16 protein-coding genes are annotated in these 18,650 nt (G+C 33.4%); 11 read left to right on the top strand and 5 right to left on the bottom strand.

Annotated elements, in window-relative coordinates; genetic code table 11:
• The first annotated feature begins 61 nt into the window (after positions 1–61).
• Positions 62–853: a GNAT family N-acetyltransferase gene (locus EMN46_RS15730; RefSeq protein ID WP_154201775.1), complete on the top strand. Its 792-nt coding sequence runs from the start codon at positions 62–64 to the stop codon at positions 851–853.
• Positions 854–1,032: 179 nt separating this feature from the next.
• On the opposite strand, the gene EMN46_RS15725 is transcribed toward EMN46_RS15730, so the two are convergent.
• Complete coding sequence (locus EMN46_RS15725) at positions 1,033–2,214, bottom strand: phosphopentomutase (protein WP_154201774.1); 1,182 nt, start codon at positions 2,212–2,214, stop codon at positions 1,033–1,035.
• A gap of 338 nt (positions 2,215–2,552) precedes the next feature.
• Between EMN46_RS15725 and EMN46_RS15720 the strand changes: the two genes are divergently transcribed.
• The gene (locus EMN46_RS15720; protein WP_154201773.1) at positions 2,553–3,734 is read left to right on the top strand and encodes a MalY/PatB family protein; all 1,182 of its coding nucleotides are present in this window, start codon (positions 2,553–2,555) and stop codon (positions 3,732–3,734) included.
• A 263-nt stretch (positions 3,735–3,997) separates the two neighbouring features.
• Positions 3,998–4,453, top strand: coding sequence for a cold-shock protein (locus EMN46_RS15715; protein ID WP_154201772.1), 456 nt, complete (start codon positions 3,998–4,000; stop codon positions 4,451–4,453).
• A gap of 317 nt (positions 4,454–4,770) precedes the next feature.
• On the opposite strand, the gene EMN46_RS15710 is transcribed toward EMN46_RS15715, so the two are convergent.
• The 3 genes from EMN46_RS15710 to EMN46_RS15700 form a co-directional block, all read right to left on the bottom strand.
• Positions 4,771–4,962 carry a cold-shock protein gene (locus EMN46_RS15710; RefSeq protein ID WP_129253834.1) on the bottom strand — a complete coding sequence of 64 codons (192 nt, stop codon included), beginning with the start codon at positions 4,960–4,962 and terminating at the stop codon, positions 4,771–4,773.
• Positions 4,963–6,130: 1,168 nt separating this feature from the next.
• Positions 6,131–6,322 (bottom strand): cold-shock protein, encoded by a 192-nt coding sequence (locus EMN46_RS15705; RefSeq protein WP_129253834.1) that lies wholly within the window; start codon positions 6,320–6,322, stop codon positions 6,131–6,133.
• A gap of 424 nt (positions 6,323–6,746) precedes the next feature.
• The gene (locus EMN46_RS15700) at positions 6,747–7,973 is read right to left on the bottom strand and encodes a hypothetical protein (protein ID WP_154201771.1); all 1,227 of its coding nucleotides are present in this window, start codon (positions 7,971–7,973) and stop codon (positions 6,747–6,749) included.
• Between the two features lie 53 nt (positions 7,974–8,026).
• Between EMN46_RS15700 and sfsA the strand changes: the two genes are divergently transcribed.
• The 4 genes from sfsA (at position 8,027) to EMN46_RS15680 (ending at position 11,914) form a co-directional block, all read left to right on the top strand.
• Entirely contained in the window at positions 8,027–8,752 is a 726-nt protein-coding gene (gene sfsA / locus EMN46_RS15695; RefSeq protein WP_154201770.1) for a DNA/RNA nuclease SfsA, read from the top strand.
• A gap of 97 nt (positions 8,753–8,849) precedes the next feature.
• On the top strand, positions 8,850–9,383 hold the full coding sequence (locus tag EMN46_RS15690; RefSeq protein ID WP_154201769.1) for a YkgJ family cysteine cluster protein: 534 nt from the start codon (positions 8,850–8,852) through the stop codon (positions 9,381–9,383).
• A gap of 51 nt (positions 9,384–9,434) precedes the next feature.
• Positions 9,435–10,334 carry an aldo/keto reductase family oxidoreductase gene (locus EMN46_RS15685; RefSeq protein ID WP_154201768.1) on the top strand — a complete coding sequence of 300 codons (900 nt, stop codon included), beginning with the start codon at positions 9,435–9,437 and terminating at the stop codon, positions 10,332–10,334.
• A 296-nt stretch (positions 10,335–10,630) separates the two neighbouring features.
• Positions 10,631–11,914: an amidohydrolase gene (locus tag EMN46_RS15680; protein WP_154201767.1), complete on the top strand. Its 1,284-nt coding sequence runs from the start codon at positions 10,631–10,633 to the stop codon at positions 11,912–11,914.
• Positions 11,915–12,251: 337 nt separating this feature from the next.
• On the opposite strand, the gene EMN46_RS15675 is transcribed toward EMN46_RS15680, so the two are convergent.
• On the bottom strand, positions 12,252–13,451 hold the full coding sequence (locus tag EMN46_RS15675; RefSeq protein WP_154201766.1) for a threonine/serine exporter ThrE family protein: 1,200 nt from the start codon (positions 13,449–13,451) through the stop codon (positions 12,252–12,254).
• Positions 13,452–13,700: 249 nt separating this feature from the next.
• Between EMN46_RS15675 and clpB the strand changes: the two genes are divergently transcribed.
• The 4 genes from clpB (at position 13,701) to EMN46_RS15655 (ending at position 18,647) form a co-directional block, all read left to right on the top strand.
• Entirely contained in the window at positions 13,701–16,304 is a 2,604-nt protein-coding gene (clpB, locus tag EMN46_RS15670) for an ATP-dependent chaperone ClpB (RefSeq protein WP_154201765.1), read from the top strand.
• Positions 16,305–16,666: 362 nt separating this feature from the next.
• The gene (locus tag EMN46_RS15665; RefSeq protein ID WP_154201764.1) at positions 16,667–17,227 is read left to right on the top strand and encodes a hypothetical protein; all 561 of its coding nucleotides are present in this window, start codon (positions 16,667–16,669) and stop codon (positions 17,225–17,227) included.
• A gap of 59 nt (positions 17,228–17,286) precedes the next feature.
• Positions 17,287–17,778, top strand: coding sequence for a hypothetical protein (locus EMN46_RS15660; protein ID WP_154201763.1), 492 nt, complete (start codon positions 17,287–17,289; stop codon positions 17,776–17,778).
• A gap of 11 nt (positions 17,779–17,789) precedes the next feature.
• Positions 17,790–18,647: an exonuclease domain-containing protein gene (locus EMN46_RS15655; protein ID WP_229130395.1), complete on the top strand. Its 858-nt coding sequence runs from the start codon at positions 17,790–17,792 to the stop codon at positions 18,645–18,647.
• The last annotated feature ends 3 nt before the right edge of the window (positions 18,648–18,650 follow it).

Raw genomic sequence — 18,650 nt, 5'->3', positions numbered from 1 at the left:
TGATTTATAATTCTTAAAAAGGTAAATTTATAAGATATATCTTAAGTAAATATTTCAAATAATGAAATTTATAAAAACAGATATTACCGATACAATCAAAGGGTTAAGGCTAAAACTATATCAAAAATTAACAGCACCTATCGATGCTATGTGGGAAATGCTATACATTGGCCCATCGCAGCACTATTTAATCCAAAATGACAATATCACACTAGGCTATTGTTGTATAAGCAAAGCAGGCTGTTTGATACAGATATTTTTAGAGGATGACTATCTATCTCAAATGGATAAGGTTGTTGGAAAATTAATTAAAGGTGAACTCATTAGGTCTGCTTGCTTGAGTTCAAATGAGCCTGTTTCATTTGCTGCTTGTTTATATCATTCAAAGTCAATTAATGCCAATACCTTCTGTTTTGAGCATTTGAATAAGACCATTGAAGTGAACTCTAATTTAAAGATAGAACTTGTAACTTCTGAATATATTCCGGCCATTAAAGCATTTATGAAAGAGCAAATAGGTTTGGATGATACCTTTGGTTATACTGAAAATCTTGTTTCAAGAAAAGAAATTTTTATGTTACGAGAGTCAGGTGTAATTATTGCTACCAGTGAATGTCGAATAAGCAATTCGCAACCAGAAATTGCTGATATAGGAATTATTGTAAGTCTTGATTATCAAGGCAAAGGCATTGCAACACAGCTTATGCAAATACAAACGAATAGAGTGATAGAAATGGGACGTAAGCCTATTTGTTCTACAACATTGAATAATATTGCTTCACGTAAAGCGATTGAAAATTCAGGTTTTTACTGTTCTAATATCATTTTTGACATCAGTTTTACTCATGATTAAAAACTAAGGGATTGCTCTCTTAGGATATAGAATTTACGGATAACTTAGAATTGTATATAAACATTGCAAGGATAAAAAGTCAATTTTGTGTCAACTTATTTTAGAATGAGATACATTTAGAATAAAAAAAAGCCTTGACATAAATGCCAAGGCTTTCGTTAGTAATATTAGAATGTAGTTTATTGATATAAATCTTTTGCAAAACTACCTTCTGACTTAGTTCCCATCAACAACTCTTCAACTGTTGCAGCTATATCTGCAAAAGTAGTTCGTGTTCCTAGGTTTATATTTGTTTTAATATTTTTTCCATAAACCAATATGGGAATATATTCACGAGTGTGGTCAGTTCCTTTATAAGTTGGATCACAACCATGATCTGCAGTTATGATTAGAACTTCATCCTCTTTCAATCGGCTTTGAATATCTGGTAATTGTTGGTCGAACTCTTCAAGGGCTGCTTTATAACCTTCAGGATTTCTTCTGTGACCATAAAGCATGTCGAAATCAACAAGATTTGTGAAAATCAAACCTTTAGAGTCTTCTTCAAGAGCTTTAAGTGTTTTTGCGACACCATCGTTATTGTCTTTGTTTGTGCCTCGAGAATCAGAAACACCTTGTCCTGCAAAGATATCATTGATCTTACCAATGCCAATCACATCAATTTTATTTTCCAATAAACGATCAAGTACTGTTGCACGAGGTGGCGTTACAGAATAGTCATGACGGTTTGTTGTACGAGCGAAGTTTCCCTTACCACTACCTAAATATGGTCGTGCAATCACACGAGCAACAGGAGCAAGTTCAGTACATATTTCTAGGGCAATTTCACAAGCCTTATAAAGTTCATCTAAAGGAATTATTTCTTCGTGAGCAGCCAATTGAAATACGGGGTCGGCAGATGTATAAAGAATCCAGTTACCTGTTTTCATCTGTTCTTCACCATATTCGTCGAGAATAGCTGTACCCGAAGCAGGTTTGTTAGCCATCACTTTACGGCCTGTTCTTTCTTCAAAAAGGCGAATAACCTCTTCAGAAAAACCATTACTGTATGTTGGAAAAGGCTTATCTATGGCTACACCAGCAATTTCCCAGTGACCTGTAGTTGTATCTTTTCCTTTAGCTCTTTCAGCAGCTTTACCGTATGCGCCCAATGTATTTTTAGAGGGTTCAACACCTTTAATATCGGTTAAGTTTCCCAAACCTAATTTTTGCATATTCGGAAGTGAAATGCCATTGCAATGCTTAGCAATATTTCCAAATGTGTTAGAGCCTACGTCTCCAAAATCAGCAGCATCAGGTAATTCCCCAACACCAGCACTGTCAAGAACTACAATTGTAGCACGTTCAATTCTAGGAATCATATCTTTAATTTTTAGTATTTAAGATAGCATTGTGAGTAGGATAATCATATCAAGTATTCAGCAAAAACTGCATAAACAATTGTATATGGTCTCGTAGTTATCTGTTTTGATTATAATATCTTTTTAAATATTCAATCAGAGGTGACTTACTTGGTTATTTCGTAGAATAACAAAGGTAAAACAAAAAAACGTAATTCAAATCCTATTTGTAATCAATTTACATAGGAGTAGGTCTAGTTTAACGAATTTTAAAATTTAATAAATTTTTAAGATTTAGATTCAAGTAAATAATGTAATTTTCGTATTCTGAATTTGTACATATTAAAATAGATGAAACGATGCCTTATAACTTCGATAAGATAATTGATAGAAAACAAACCAATTGCGTAAAACACGATGCTGTTTCTCGTTTTTTTGGAGCAGAAAATTTGTTGCCTCTTTGGGTTGCTGATATGGATTTTGAAACGCCAGATTTTATTCAAAATGCAATGCAAAAAAGGTTAGATCATCCTGTTAATGGTTATACTTACTTTAGTGATGAATTTTACACTTCTTTTATCAATTGGATGGAGAAGAGGCATCAGTTTGCGGTTGAAAAGTCGTGGCTAGAAGTCACTCCAGGTGTTTTAACAGGTCTTTCTTTGGCAATAATGGCCTTTACCAAACCTGGTGAGAAAATTATTATTCAGCCTCCAGTTTATCATCCTTTTTTGCAATTAGTGGAATCTAGTGATAGAGTTGTTCTTGAGAATGATCTTCTTTTTGAGGATGGCGGTTATAAAATGGATTTTGATGGTCTAGAAGCCTCTATTGATAGCCAAACAAAGATGATTATCATATCGAATCCTCATAATCCTGTTGGTCGGGTTTGGACGAAAGAGGAGCTAACTCACTTGGTCGAAATTTGTGAAAAGCACCAAATTATTATTCTTGCAGATGAAATTCATTCTGATATTATTTTTAAACCGAATACATATACACCAATTGCTAGTATTAGTGAATATGCTAAGCATAATAGTTTGAGTTTTATTGCACCAAGCAAAACTTTTAATATTGCTGGTTTGTCAACCTCTTTCGTCATTATTCCTAACGAGGATAAACATAAAGTATTTAGTGCTATAACTTCAAGGTTCCACGTTTCTGGGGCAAGTGTGTTTGGTAGTGTTGCTTGTGAGGCTGCTTATACGCATGGTGAAGAATGGTTGGAGCAACTTCTCGTTTATTTAAAATCTAATATAGAGATAGTGAAATCATATTTTTCCAAACATCTTCCAGCCGTACGAGTTATTGAGCCTGAAGGAACTTATTTGTTATGGTTAGATTTTTCTAGACTTAAGTTAGCTGATGAAAAATTACATGAAATACTAATTGAGGATGCTAAGGTTGCACTAAATAAAGGCATATCTTTTGGTGCAAATGGCGAGAATTTTATGAGATTAAACGTTGGTTCACCTCAATCCATTATTGTTGAAGGTTTAGAAAGAATAGTTGCAGCCTTTAAAAGACAGGAAGACTTTTAATATAGTCTTCAAAAAGGCAATCAATAGTTTATAATTAGGTGGAATATTATTTATGATGATACATCATTACTGAGATTCAAATTCACTTTCATAATGGTATTCAATGAAATATATATTTGCTTTTTACTGATGAATACCAAAAAAGAAGAAAAGTTGAATATTTTCCGTATATTGCAGGACCTTTAGGATTATTCTATCGTAATAATGTTATTATAGGATTGGTTTTAGTAGGTATATTATAGTAATAAGAACTAAAGAATTAAATGGCTAGATCAAAAGAAACATTCGGTAAAAAAGAGTTAGAAAAAAAGAAACTCAAAAAAAGAAAAGAAAAAGACGCACGTAAAGAAGAACGAAAAGCTAACAGTGGCGGGCAATCTTTTGAAGATATGTTGGTTTATGTTGATGAGAATGGTCAACTAACATCTACTCCTCCAGATCCAAGTAAAAAAATTGAAGTTGATGTTGATAGCATTGTTTTAGGTGCTAGAAATAGTAATGCAGGTTACGTTGAAGAACCACTTCGTAAAGGAACTGTTACTTTCTTCAATACAAGTAAAGGATATGGTTTCATTAAGGATTCTGAAACTGGCGAGAGTATTTTCGTACATATCAATGGTTTAGTTGATCAAGTGAATGAAAATGACAAAGTTAACTTCGAAACAGAGCGTGGTCCTAAGGGAATGAATGCTGTTAATGTAACTTTGATTAAAAAATAAATACAGATTAATCTGTTATTCAATATTTTAGGATACTTATCTTTTAGATTTGTATCCTATTTTTTTGTATCTATTTAATTGACTGACTTATTTTGGATGTTTAAATCCATATGCTGATTGTCTCTCATTAATATTGAGGGTTTGAATATGAATTTGTCAATTTAAATAGAGGAGGGGCTAGGCATGTTCTTTAGGTATCGATTAAGTTATTCGATAGGTTGAAGCTTTAAGAATACTTTTCTTATTATTTAAGAAAAATTAGGGCATAAAAAAACCACCTTAAAAAGGTGGTTTCCTTATGTGTCTTTGTAATTGAATTAGTCAATTACTCTTACGTTTACAGCATTCATACCTTTACGGCCTTTTTCCATATCGTACTCAACTTTGTCGTCTTCACGAATTTCGTCAATAAGACCTGTTGAATGTACAAAAATGTCTTCACTTGAATCTGCTGGCTTAATGAAACCAAAACCTTTAGTTTCATTGAAAAATTTTACTGTTCCTTGCATTGTAATGTTTTTTAAAATAATAATTAATTTGTAAAACATTCCTCCAAATAATTTCAAGTAAAGATTCAGCTAATGTTTGTTCTCAAGAGAATTTCTGCTAACGAATATTAATGATATTATCGTCTTGTTAATGTCTTACAATTCAACAAATGTATGCTAATAATTTTAGAATCCAAAATAAATTTCACTAGATTTCAGTATACTTATTTTTTAGATTTATATCTTTTTGTTTAACTTTAAATACTGTAATTTTGATAAAAAACTAGGCTTAATCAGACTAATTATATATCATTTTCTATAAAATTTATATGATTATTGGTGCCGTGTCTAGAATTCTACTTTTTAACAGGAATTAAAGTGTATACAGATTTTCTTCGTAAGCTTTGTGGATCAGGCTCTAAAGTCGGGTTCGGTTTTTAGAATGGTATATTTGATGTTCAAAATTATTTATAAGAATGCTTCGATAAATAGACCATATTATTACTATTCCTTCCTGAAGGTATTTTCAAATTATTTTACGATTATAGTTTGACAAACAAAATCTATAGAGAATAAACTTTTCACAAATGGATTAGCTGTTTTTCTAGAAGAGAAAATGCTTGTAGCGAAGAGTAGAAAGTGTTTTATGTCATACTAGTGGTTTTATTAATACTAGTTAGCACTTGATTGTTTTTATGATTGAGATATGCTGGTGAAGTTGGTTTCAGCTATTTTGGTGTGTTTTTAATGAAGGAAAGAAACGCAAAGTAAGTTGCGATTGAAATTTTTTGTTCAAAGGGTAGGATGTTGGAATGTTATGCTGTTTTTAAAAAGAAAATAGTTGATACTATTCCTATCAGCATTCAGAGTATTGAAACCGACTAAGGCATGAATGGTGAAAAACTTCGTAGGTAATACAAAATACGTTAAGTGGTCTAATTAATGCGTAAAGAAATTCCAGGCATAAAGACATCTTATTTAGCCAAAGTCTGTGAAACCAATAAAGGTGTGAGTGATGTTAACTTCTTTCTTTTTATAATCGCATGAATTCATGCTAAAATCAATCCACCGTAAATTCAACTTGTTTTGCTAAAAGCTTTTGATACGCCTAGTTTTATATTTAAGAAAACATAGAGCATAAAAAAACCACCTAAAAAGGTGGTTTTCTTTATGTTTCGTTGTAATTGAATTAGTCAATTACTCTTACGTTTACGGCATTCATACCTTTACGGCCTTTTTCCATATCGTACTCAACTTTGTCATCTTCACGAATCTCGTCAATAAGACCTGTTGAATGTACAAAAATGTCTTCACTTGAATCTGCTGGCTTGATGAAACCAAAACCTTTAGTTTCGTTGAAAAATTTTACTGTTCCTTGCATTGTAATGTTTTTTAAAATAATAAATAATGTGTAAAACGTTCCTTTCAATAATTACAAGTAAAAATTCAGTTAATTTTTGTTCTCAAGAGAACGTCTGCCAACGAATATTAATGATGTTATCTTCTTGCTAATGTTTTACAACAAAACAAATGTATGGTAATAATTTTAGAATCCAAAATAAACTTTAAAAGTTTTATTCAAAAAAAACGATTTTTGATTGATAAATGATTGTTGTCCTTTTATGATGAATTAGAATGGGGAAATTGTTTGTCTGTATCTGTCAGTATATTAGTTTTATAGATGTTTGTTTTCTTCTTTTAATGAGAATATGAATCAGTTAAGACAAGTCAAAATAAAAACTAAATTTTATGTGTTATTTTATTGCTAAAGCATCTAAAATCCATGTCAAATGAGTTTTATATAATTATTCAAGGAAAATATATGCGCCAAAGTGTTTATCTTGATTAGGACTTGTAAGTGGTAAATAACCCTTAAGCCATTTTCCATCTTTCATCTCAAAGGGATGTTCAATCGTCATTATCTTATTAAAGTTTACAAAATCAGATGTCGTATCGGCATATATATTAAATGTTCCTTTGGATTTTGGGTGAATATACGAAGCGAGTTTAATGGCTATAGTTCCCATATTATATCTCAAATTAATTTCTAAGCAAGGTTGAATTTTAATTTGAAGTTTTTCGTTTTGAATTAACATACAGTCAACGCCCAAGTATCCGCAATATTCATTGGCTATATTATGTGCTTTTAGTGCATTTTTCACATCATCAATTAAAAGTTCCTGTTCTTTTTTATTAAGAGATTGATTAAGTAATTCGGGTGTATAGCCAACATAGTTAGCCTGATATTGGCCTTTGCTATCTGTTTTGAAGAATCCGAAACCTAAATATTCAAGTTGACCTTTACCATTTGAATAAAATTGTACCGAAAAATCCAATTTTTTATCAAGCAAAGCTTCAACCATTACGTAGCCTTGACTTTTTAGTGCACCACCAAGTACTTGCCTTATGGATTTATTCATATAAGCTTTTCTTAGAACTTGTAAACCTCTCCCTGATGAGCTCCAAGGTGATTTAATTACAATTTGTTGCCATTTTTGTTGTAGTTCTTCAACTTCTGATTGTGTTGTACATAGAATAGGGAAGATGTCCTTTGAAATATATCGGTCAGAGGAACTATTGTCAACGATATGTTCAAGACATTTTAGGGCAAGTTTGCGACTGTATAATTCTTTGTGTTCAGTTTTCCAGTAGGCATTAGGTTGTTCTGAAAATTTTTGGCTGCATTGTGATTTAAATGGTGCAAGCTGATGATGAATTCGAGGACTCCAACCCCAAGGTCTAAGTTCTGCTTTTTCTATTTTTAGAAATCTGGGATCTGTGAGTGCTTGTGGAAATAATTTAAAATGAGGAATGTTCATCCCAACATCTTGGAGAGATTTTATAAATTTTTCATCAGGAATTTGATGAACTAAAATAACATCTTCAGGTTCAGCATAACATATAGGTAAAATATCCAAATCTTGTTCAAATCGAGTTAGTATCTTATTGGGCATAAAACTAACCGTTCCATTGGCAATCGCGATTTCGTTTGTGGCATTAAATATATATATATTGGGTGCTTTCGTATTCATAAGATTGTATATTTACCGCAAAAGTAATATTTCTATACTCAAGCAAAAAGGATATGCAATTTTTAAAACCTCTAGTTCACGGTAAATTGATTAAACGCTATAAACGATTTTTGGCTGATGTTGAACTTGACAATGGGGAAATCGTAGTAGCTCATTGTACCAACTCGGGTAGTATGAAAACGTGTATTGAAGAAGGAGCAGAGGTTTATTTGACTCATGTTGACGATCCCAAAAGGAAAACAAAATATACGTGGGAGATGATTAAAATAAATGCTGATTGGGTTGGTGTAAACACAGGAATTCCCAATGTGATTGTTTATGAGGCTATTCGTGATCGACAGATAGAAGGTCTTAATACTTATACCGAAGCTAAACGAGAAGTTAAATTTGAAGATTCACGTTTCGATGTTTTTGCAAAGAATGAACAAGAAGCCTGTTTTATTGAGGTGAAGAATGTGAGCATGAAAGTGGGTGAGTATGTTCGATTTCCTGATGCAGTCACAACACGTGGAAAAAAACACCTAGAAACTTTAATAAGAGTTAAGGAATCTGGAATGCGAGCAGTCATGTTTTATGTGATTCAACGTTCTGATATCTCTGTATTCGGACTAGCTTATGATATTGATTTGGCATACGCTGAAACTTTAAAGAAAGCTGTTGCCAGTGGCGTTGAGGTCTTTGCCTATCAAGCTGAAGTAAAACCAGAAGGCATCACATTAGTTAAACAATTACCTGTTGATTTAAATTTTCCTTCAGACAAAGGTTTATTCGATATTTAAGACCTGATATTAGTGTCTAAACTCGAACAAGCCTACTATAATTATTCATCTTCTAAATTAAGATTCTATCTTTGTCGAAATTTTGAAATAAATTAAGATGAACGAGAAAGCCCTTCAATATATTAACGATTATATCGTTTTACGAACAGAAATTAGTGAGCTGAGTGCAAAATTAAGTACGTTACACAAGGATAAAATGGCTTGTAAAAAAGGTTGTTCATCATGCTGTATGAATTTTCAGGTTTTGCCAGTTGAATACTTTAGTATGCTTAATGAACTGAAGGAAAATCCACCTAAAGAATTTCGAGAACTAGATTCTGACCACGACGATTGCAATTTTTTGATTGACGATACTTGCCAGATGTACGAGGCTCGATCGATTATTTGTAGAACGCACGGTTTGCCTCTATTATTTATGAATCAGGAGGGTGATGCTTGGGAATTATCAGCTTGTCCCTTAAACTTCAAGAAGTTTGACGATTTCCATACCGAGAATACTTATCCTCAAGACACTTATAATAGTAAGCTATTCCTTATTAATAGAGAGTTTATTAAGAATTATCAAGATGAAAAATTCGGTGAATTTGATATGATTTCTCTCAATAGATTGATAGAGGATTTAAGAAAATAAGATATATTTGTCTTAATAGAAGATTATCCATTAAATTTTAATATTGACATCATGATTAAAACACAAATATCTGAAGATTTTCACCTATCAAGAATTGTACACGGACATTGGCGATTAGCCGATTGGAAACTTTCTAATCAGGAACTTTTAAAGTTGACAGAGCAATGTATCGAATTAGGTGTTACCAGTTTTGATCATGCTGATATCTATGGTAATTATGCTTGTGAAGCTTTATTTGGTGAAGCTTTAAATTTGAAACCATCCTTGAGAAGCGATATTCAAATTATAAGTAAATGTGGTATTAAATTGGCTACAGATAGATATCCTGAGAGGAAATTAAAAACCTACGACTATAGCTATAAGCATATTGTTGATTCTGTTGAGAACTCATTACGAAATTTGAAAACGGATTACCTTGATTTGCTATTACTTCACAGACCATCACCTTTTTTCGCTCCTGCTGAGGTTGCTAAAGCATTCTCTGATTTAAAACGAGCTGGTAAAGTGTTACATTTTGGTGTTTCAAATTTTTCTTCTGCACAATTTGAAATGCTTAATTCATATACCGAAGAGAAATTGGTGACCAATCAGGTTGAGATTTCACCTGCTTGTTTGGAGCATTTCGAAAATGGAAATATCGATTCCTTTTTGAAGGAGAGAATCAAGCCAATGGCATGGTCTCCTTTAGCTGGTGGACGTTTATTTAATCCGAATACTGAGCAAGAAAAACATATTGCTAAAACCTTATCTGATATTGCGAATGAACTTGATTTAAAAAGTATAGATCAAGTGATTTATGCTTGGTTATTGAAACATCCCGTTTGCATACTTCCTATTGTTGGAACAAGTAAGATAGAAAGAATAAAAAGTGCTGTAGAGGCTTTGAATATTGATATGAGTCATGAACAGTGGTTCCGTATTTATGCTTCAACAGGAATTGAAATGCCTTAAAAAGAGAATATCGAAAGATTGAGCTGGTTTATCCTTCAATAATTTGTGAATTGCTCCAGAAGTGATTTAAATTTCACGCAAAGAGCGCTAAGAGAAATAAAGAACGCAATGATTAAATTCTATTTCCTTTAGGTTATGGAGTGGTGAAAAAGCTATAGTAAGAGTCAGATTTTGACCCTGTTTATTCTTCAATAATTTGTGAAATTTGTGTAATCTGTGGTTGTGTTTTTTTATGTATTGAAGAACTGCTTTGCTTCAGAAGTAATTTAAATTTCACGCAAAGAACGCAAAGGAAAATGAATCATTCTATAGAACAAAAAGTCATATCATACCGAAGACATTTTCATGCAAATCCAGAATTAGGATGGTTAGAATATTGTACTGCAGCATTTATTGCTGATGAGTTATTGGATTTAGGTTTCGAAGTGAAAAAAGGTGCTGAAGTTATGTCTGTTGATGATATAATGGGACTTCCGAATAAAGATGTTAATCAACTTGCGTTTGAAAAGGCAGAGAAGGTGTTCGGATTGGAAAAAATGAAACCTTTTGCCAATAATGCGACGGCTGTTGCAGGTGTTTTAAAATGTGGAGATGGACCTGTTGTAGCTATTCGTGTTGATATGGATGCCTTACCTATACTAGAATCTAATGCGAAAGATCATTATCCTTCTCAAGCCGGGTTTTCATCAAAATCAAAAGGTGTTATGCATGCCTGTGGTCACGATGGACATTCAGCCATAGGTCTTGGTGTGGCGCACTGTTTATCAAACTATTCAGATAAATTGAATGGCACTTATATTCTTTTGTTTCAACCAGCAGAAGAAGGTGTTCGAGGATCAGCATCAATTGTTAAGTCGGGTTTCTTAAAAGATGTTGACTACCTTTTTGCAGCTCATTTGTGGAGTAATATGCCTTTGGGTAAAATCGTTTGTTCGCAAAATGGAACTGCTGCGACAGATAAATTGGATGTGACTTTTTATGGGAAATCTGCACACGCTGGTATTTGTCCAGAAAAAGGGAATAATGCCATATTGGCTGCTGCTAATACTATTCTCTGTTTAAATAAAATTCAATTTGAAGGCGAAGGCTTGAGGCGAGTGAATGTTGGACGCATGGAAGGTGGTGCGGCTCGTAATATTATAGCCGATAGGTCTAAATTGGAAATTGAGCTAAGAGCGAATAGTCAAATTATAGAGAATGAATTACTTGAAAAGCTTGAGCGTATTGTTAAAGACTCTGCTGAGAAGCAAGGCTGTTCCTTCGAAATTAAAAAAGTAGGCGAGGCTGCAGCGGCTTGTGGTGATGATTCTCTTGCAAAATTGATAAGAGATGAAGCCGAAAATATAGATGGCTTTACGAATGTGATTTTATCCGATAAGGAAAATAGAGGGAGTGAGGATTTTACCTCTCTTATGAATGCTATTCAAACTAGAGGAGGTAAGGCTAGTTTTATTGGAATAGGTGCATCTATCAAAGGGAAGAATGTAGAACACCATACACCAGATTTCGATATTGCTGAAGAGGTCTTGTATCCTTCAGTAGAATTATTTTTTAATCTTGCAAAAAGGCTAAGTAAATAGTATTTTTTAATTGCCGACCGAATATATATTCTCAATTAAAACAATACCGAACTATTTGAAATGACTGCACACTTGTTTATACATAAGGTGCGTGTACAGCAATGAAATCAAACGAAAATCACCATGTCGATTAGGGGTATCGCTCCTAAGGCGCTTGTAGAAAAATATCTGATTATACTACCGTTCCTAACGGAACTGAAATTGATAAAAAGTATATGTTGAAATAAAAAATGGAATGAAGAAGCTCGGAGACCCTTTGATAGAGAAAATCAATATAAGAACATTAAGTTTTTAGTTGCAAATTTTTAAGTTCGAGCTATCAACACTTTGTTTTAAGCTATTTGGTGTTAAAACTTCCTGTAAATAAGAGACCTCCAACAACTCCCATAAGGATATAAGCAACTTGCGAACCTAGATTACCTGCACTCTCAATTGGTGAGCCTAAAAATACAGTACTAATACCCATGAATGCTTTACTTCCAGGTACTAGCATAATAATACCTTGGGTAATGAAAACATGACGAGGTGAGCGTGTGATATGGGAAAATAGATGACTAACTAAAACGACTGTGATACTACCAATAAAAGTGCTGATAAGAATTCCTGTAAATGATAAAAGAACAGTTACGCTATAGCTGATAATACAGGTTAAAATGCCATATATCATATCTTTACGTCTGACCTGAAAAATGGGTAAAAGGCATACCGCAAGTAAGGGAATCCCTAAATATTTAGACCAAATAGGCATATCAGAAACAACAGTATTGATATTGATATCAATAAAAAGGGGAAGGACTGATAGTCCTAGTATTGTTCCAAAGAATTGTTTGAAGAGTGATACCCCAGCATCAAAAAGTTTAGCTGTTCCAGACACGAGACTTTTATAGGTTATTTCTTCGAGTGCTGTAGTTAGAGCTAAACCTGGTATAAAGATGATAATTGCTGAGAGTATCGTTAATGGAATATTAATGTTGGGAAGCCAAAGTGACAATAAACCGATAAGTATGGTGACAACAAAGGCTGCTAAGGCTTCGAGGGTATTGTTTACAAATTCAGATTTAGCGCTTAAATAAGTAAAAGTATAAACGACAAGTCCCATTAAACAGGCGACAAAACAAGAAATCCAATTGGTTCCTAAAAGCAAACTAAACGATCCAGCACCAAAGGCAAAGGCTAGTGCCAGAATTAGGTGATTCACTTTTTTACTTTCTATATACACCATTCTAAGTTGAACACTTGCTTCATCAAAGTCAATCGTATCATTAAGAACATGATCGGTAATTTCTACAGATCGCGATAAAGCGCCTAGGTTTAATTCTCCTGGCGAAACACTTTCTATGTGATTGTAGGATTCATCTTCATTTTCGCTATAAAAAACATAGTTAATCCATGTGGGTGTATCCATAAAACTACCTCTTATTCCCTTTGTTTTAGCTACTTCGGTAAGGTAGATCTGGATTTTGTAAGAGGGAACACCATAAATGTGTAAGGCTCTGCCAAGTTGTATGATGAATTGATATTGTTTTGGAGTTTTCAATACGCTAAATCCTAGTTGTTTATAAGTGGTGCAAATATAGATAAGTCTTTTGAGCTGCTGGTTGAATTTGAAAAATAAATTAGGATACTATAGCTTTTATTGTGCTATTTTAGGACGGAATCAGCATTATTGTCTGTTATTATGTCATGTTTGGCATGCTTTATTCTGCCATAACGACCTATTTTTGAAAGGGGTATGAGATTTGAGCGTCTGTTTCGTAAACAATAAATATTACAAAATTTATAAGTTATGAACCTTAATCAATATACCATTAAATCGCAGGAGGCCATACAGCTTGCTCAGCAAATGGCTCAGGGCTATGAAAGTCCACAAATTGAAAATGCACATATCTTAAAAGCTATTTTTGAGATTGATGAAAATGTATTGCCCTTTATTTTAAAAAAAATAGGCATTAATGCAGATGTCTTTCAGACGACTCTTGATCATGTTATTCAAAGTTTTGCTAAGGTACAGGGTGGCGAAATTGTTTTGTCGCGTGAGGCTACTAAATGCTTAAACGATGCAGCTAATTTGGCTAAGAAAATGAAAGATGAGTATATCTCAATCGAACATCTTCTTTTAGCTATGTTAAAAGCAAAAGATTCGATTTCTCGTTTAATGAAAGATAGTGGAATCACTGAAAGTAATTTATCAGCAGCTATTGATGAGTTGCGTAAGGGACAGAATGTGACCTCGCAATCTCAAGAAGATACCTATAATACCCTCGATAAATATGCACGAAACTTAAATCAGCTTGCCAACGATGGTAAACTAGATCCTGTAATTGGTCGTGATGAAGAAATTAGAAGGATTTTACAGATTCTTTCTCGAAGAACCAAGAATAACCCGATGCTTATTGGAGAACCAGGTACGGGTAAAACAGCTATTGCCGAAGGTTTAGCTCACCGATTAGTTAAAGGTGATGTGCCTGATAACCTAAAGGATAAAGTTATTTATTCCTTGGATATGGGAGCCCTAATTGCTGGAGCCAAATACAAAGGTGAGTTTGAGGAAAGATTGAAAGCAGTTGTTAAAGAGGTAATTGCGGGCGAAGGAAGAATCGTTCTTTTTATAGACGAGATTCATACGCTTGTGGGTGCCGGTGGTGGTCAAGGTGCCATGGATGCTGCGAATATATTAAAACCAGCTTTGGCGCGTGGCGAATTACGTGCCATTGGTGCAACGACTTTGGATGAGTATCAGAAGTACTTTGAGAAGGATAAGGCTTTGGAGCGTCGTTTCCAGAAGGTGATGATTAGTGAACCAGATGTGGAAAGTGCTATTTCTATTCTTCGAGGCATAAAAGATAAGTATGAGAGCTATCATAAAGTGAGAATTCAAGATGGTGCTATAATTGCTGCCGTTGAATTGTCTCAACGTTATATTACCGACCGTTTCTTGCCAGATAAGGCTATCGATTTAATGGATGAGTCGGCTGCTAAGTTGCGTATGGAAATTGATTCAAAACCCGAAGAATTGGATGTTTTTGATCGTAAAATAATGCAATTTGAGATTGAGCTAGAAGCCATTAAACGCGAGAAGGATAAGGAGAAAAACGCTAAAATTAAAAAAGAATTAGCTGATCTTAAGGAAAGTAGAAAAGGTATATATGCCAAATGGCGATTGGAAAAAGACTTGGTTGATAAAGTTCAATCGGTAAAAGCACAAATTGAGGATCACAAGCAAAAGGCTGATAGGGCCGAACGTGATGGTAATTTTGGACTTGTTGCAGAATTACGATATGGTAAGATCAAGGAGGATGAAGAACTCTTGACTAAACTTAAAAATGATTTGGCAGCCAATGAGGCTAGTGCTCTTATAAAAGAGGAGGTAACGAGCGAAGATATTGCTGAAGTTGTGGCAAAATGGACCGGTATACCAGTTTCTAAAATGTTGCAAAGCGATAGAGAAAAGTTATTGACTTTGGAAGATGAGTTGCACAAGAGTGTGGTTGGTCAAAACGAGGCTATTGAGTTGGTTTCTGATGCTGTTCGTCGTTCTCGTGCCGATTTGCAAGATAGTAATCGTCCCATAGGAAGTTTCCTATTTTTGGGAACTACGGGAGTTGGTAAAACAGAATTGGCTAAGACTTTGGCCAACTATCTGTTTAACGATCCCAATGCGCTAACTCGTATTGATATGAGTGAGTATCAGGAGAGACATGCCGTAAGTCGATTGGTAGGAGCCCCTCCAGGATATGTGGGTTACGACGAAGGTGGTCAGTTAACCGAAGCGGTACGACGCAAACCTTACTCTGTTGTCCTTTTGGATGAAATTGAGAAAGCGCATCCCGATACCTTTAATATCCTTTTGCAAGTACTTGACGAAGGTCGATTAACGGATAATAAGGGACGTGTTGCTGACTTTAGGAATACCATTATCATTATGACTTCGAACATGGGAGCTCATATCATTCAAGAAAGAATGGAGAATATTGATATGACTAATCGCGACGCCATATTAGATGAAACTAAAGTTGAGGTGCTTAAGCTTTTGAAGCAATCGGTTCGTCCTGAATTCTTAAATAGGATAGATGAAACGGTTATGTTTACACCGCTTAATATTAAGGAAGTTGAGGAGATTGTTCGCATTCAAATTAATAAATTAAAGACTAGTTTAGCGAAGAAAGACATTAAACTTGAGTTGAGCGATGCGCTTATTTCACACTTGGCCAAAATTGGATTTGAACCTCAGTTTGGAGCCAGACCTATTAAGCGGGTTATTCAACGAGTGATCTTGAATCAGTTATCCAAAGAGATTCTATCTGGAAGATTGACTTCAAACAATACAATCTCAATAGATTTGGAAGGTGAAGAGCTTGTTTTTAAAAATAAAAGCTTGAACAAGAGCTAAAAGAGAATTAATAACTGGTTAGTAGATTAAGAGATGAGGAGTAGACTTTAAACAGTCTACTCCTTTTTTTATGAACTGAATTTTAAATAGAAAAATAGGGATTATTTGTCTTTTAAATATTATTGTTCATAATTATGTAGACCTGTTCTATTTTATGTATACTATATGTATTGTGTACGATGAATTTATTGTTTGCTATTTGTTTTTCATAAATTTGAATTAATTTCATATGAAAGTGTGTCTTATCACGACCAAAAGTATGTGTATACGTACTATATTGTAAATGCATAAGGGTAATGAGTAAGATTTACCTACACTTTTTGTACTCAGTGCGTATAGGTGAAATATACAAATCAGAAATAATGAAAACTATTCAAAAAAAGACCCATTATTTAAAACGAGTGGGCGATTATCGTTATGAAGGATTAATAGAAATGTTTAAAGGTTTTAATAAGGCTCTTGATAATTATAAACAAAAGTTTGAAGAAATAAGCTGGTACGAAGGTGATAACTATAATGAAGAAACAGAATTAATATATGGTGTTGCTTTGGTTAGTCTTCAAAATTATATTAACGGTTGCTGTGCTGATTTCATTAAAATTAGACCAGATGGTTATACAGAAAATCATCAATATTATTCTGAAAATACAAAGATTATAGCAAACGATGTTTCTCAAATAAGACTAATTATTGAACTTGCAAACTATTTTAAACACAAAAATGATAAAACTGGCTTGAACAAGTACACTAGGCAATGCATTGAAAAATTAGATTTACTGAAACACCGAAGTAATGAAGAAAATGGTTGGAGCGAAAATTTAATGATAGAAGGATTAGAAATGTTATATCACAATGATTTTAATCTTAATCAATTGCTCCCAATTGTAAAATCATGGCGAGATGAAAATATTGAAAGAATATGATGACGGTGAGTGAGTGCGAGGTGTAGAACAGAATAAATAAGAAATATAAAAAATATATAATGGATCTTTTTTCACAAATTCTTGACGAGGATACTAAGGAGTCAAAAAAAACTGAGCCTGAGGTTATAGTTAATTATAGGTATATAAAAGAGCAAATTTTTAAGTTTACTAAGAATAGTAAAAGCAATCCTTTTTATAATAAAAATGTGGTTTTCACTGAGAAACTTAGAGACAGTAAGTATAAAGAATTCCAGATCATAGGGAATTTAGGTGGATGGGGAGATGATAAGGAGCTTACAATTGATACAGACTATTTAATTATATCTGATGTAATAATCAGTGAAATAATTGAAAATGAAAATCATCCTCTCTTGAATGAATTAAATGAAAAGTTCAATGTTATTTCTAAAACTGAAAAGAAGCGCATACGAAATTATAAATATAAAAACATTCAAATTATTAGTGAAGAAGTATTCTTAAATCACATTATGTGTAGGTGTAATGAGATTAATGATACTGTTAATAAAAAAATAATAGATAGCTTAAAATAATCATGAACAAAATGGATTTTGTTGCAATAGATTTCGAGCATGCAATGCCTTTTAAAGGTAGTGTGTGTTCAGTAGGCATTGTTTCTTATAAGGAAGGTAATATAGTCGATGAATATTCTACCCTTATTCAACCGCCCAATAATGAATACAATTATTATACTGTAAAAGTACATGGCATAACTCCTGAGCTTACTGAAAATGCTCCAAAGTTTATAGATGTATACCCAGAAATAAAAAAGAGAATTAAAGGAAATGTATTGGTTGCTCATAATGCATTTTCCACTGATAAAGCTTGCTTGGAACAAGCTATGGATTATTCTGGAATACAAGAAGATTTAAATTTAGATTGGGAATGTACGTATAGGATTACAAATGCAAAACTTAATATAGTTGCACAAGTATGTCATATTGAATTAAACCATCATGAAGCTTTATCTGATGCAAGAGCATGTGCAAAAATATTTGACTTGTATCAAAATGATAAACTTCCATTAAATGAGATAGAAGAGGCTAATCCTGTTAAAAGAAAAACAAAGACAAGAAGTCGCAGTTCTTATGGTGAAAGATTAAAAGGTGAGATTTTTCAACCTGATTTTGAGAATGCGAAGAATAAAGAGAATCCTTTTTATATGAAAAAGGTTGTTGTGTCGGGATTTGCGATTGCTGATAAAAAATTGATTGCTCAAGAATTAAAAGATTTTGGTGCTGACGTAGATACTGGTATAAGTAAGAAAACAAATTTCTTAATAGCTGGTGACAATGTAGGACCTTCTAAGCTAATGAAAATGCAGGCAAATATTACAGAAGGTAAAGAAGCGTCTATTATCACATATCAAGAGTATAATGAAATGACGAAGAATCTCGTTTAAAAT

It is taken from the genome of Ancylomarina sp. 16SWW S1-10-2, assembly GCF_009669305.1.
GTDB lineage: Bacteria > Bacteroidota > Bacteroidia > Bacteroidales > Marinifilaceae > Ancylomarina.
Note: the sequence above shows the minus strand (reverse complement) of the source record. Positions and strands in the feature narration are given on the sequence as shown.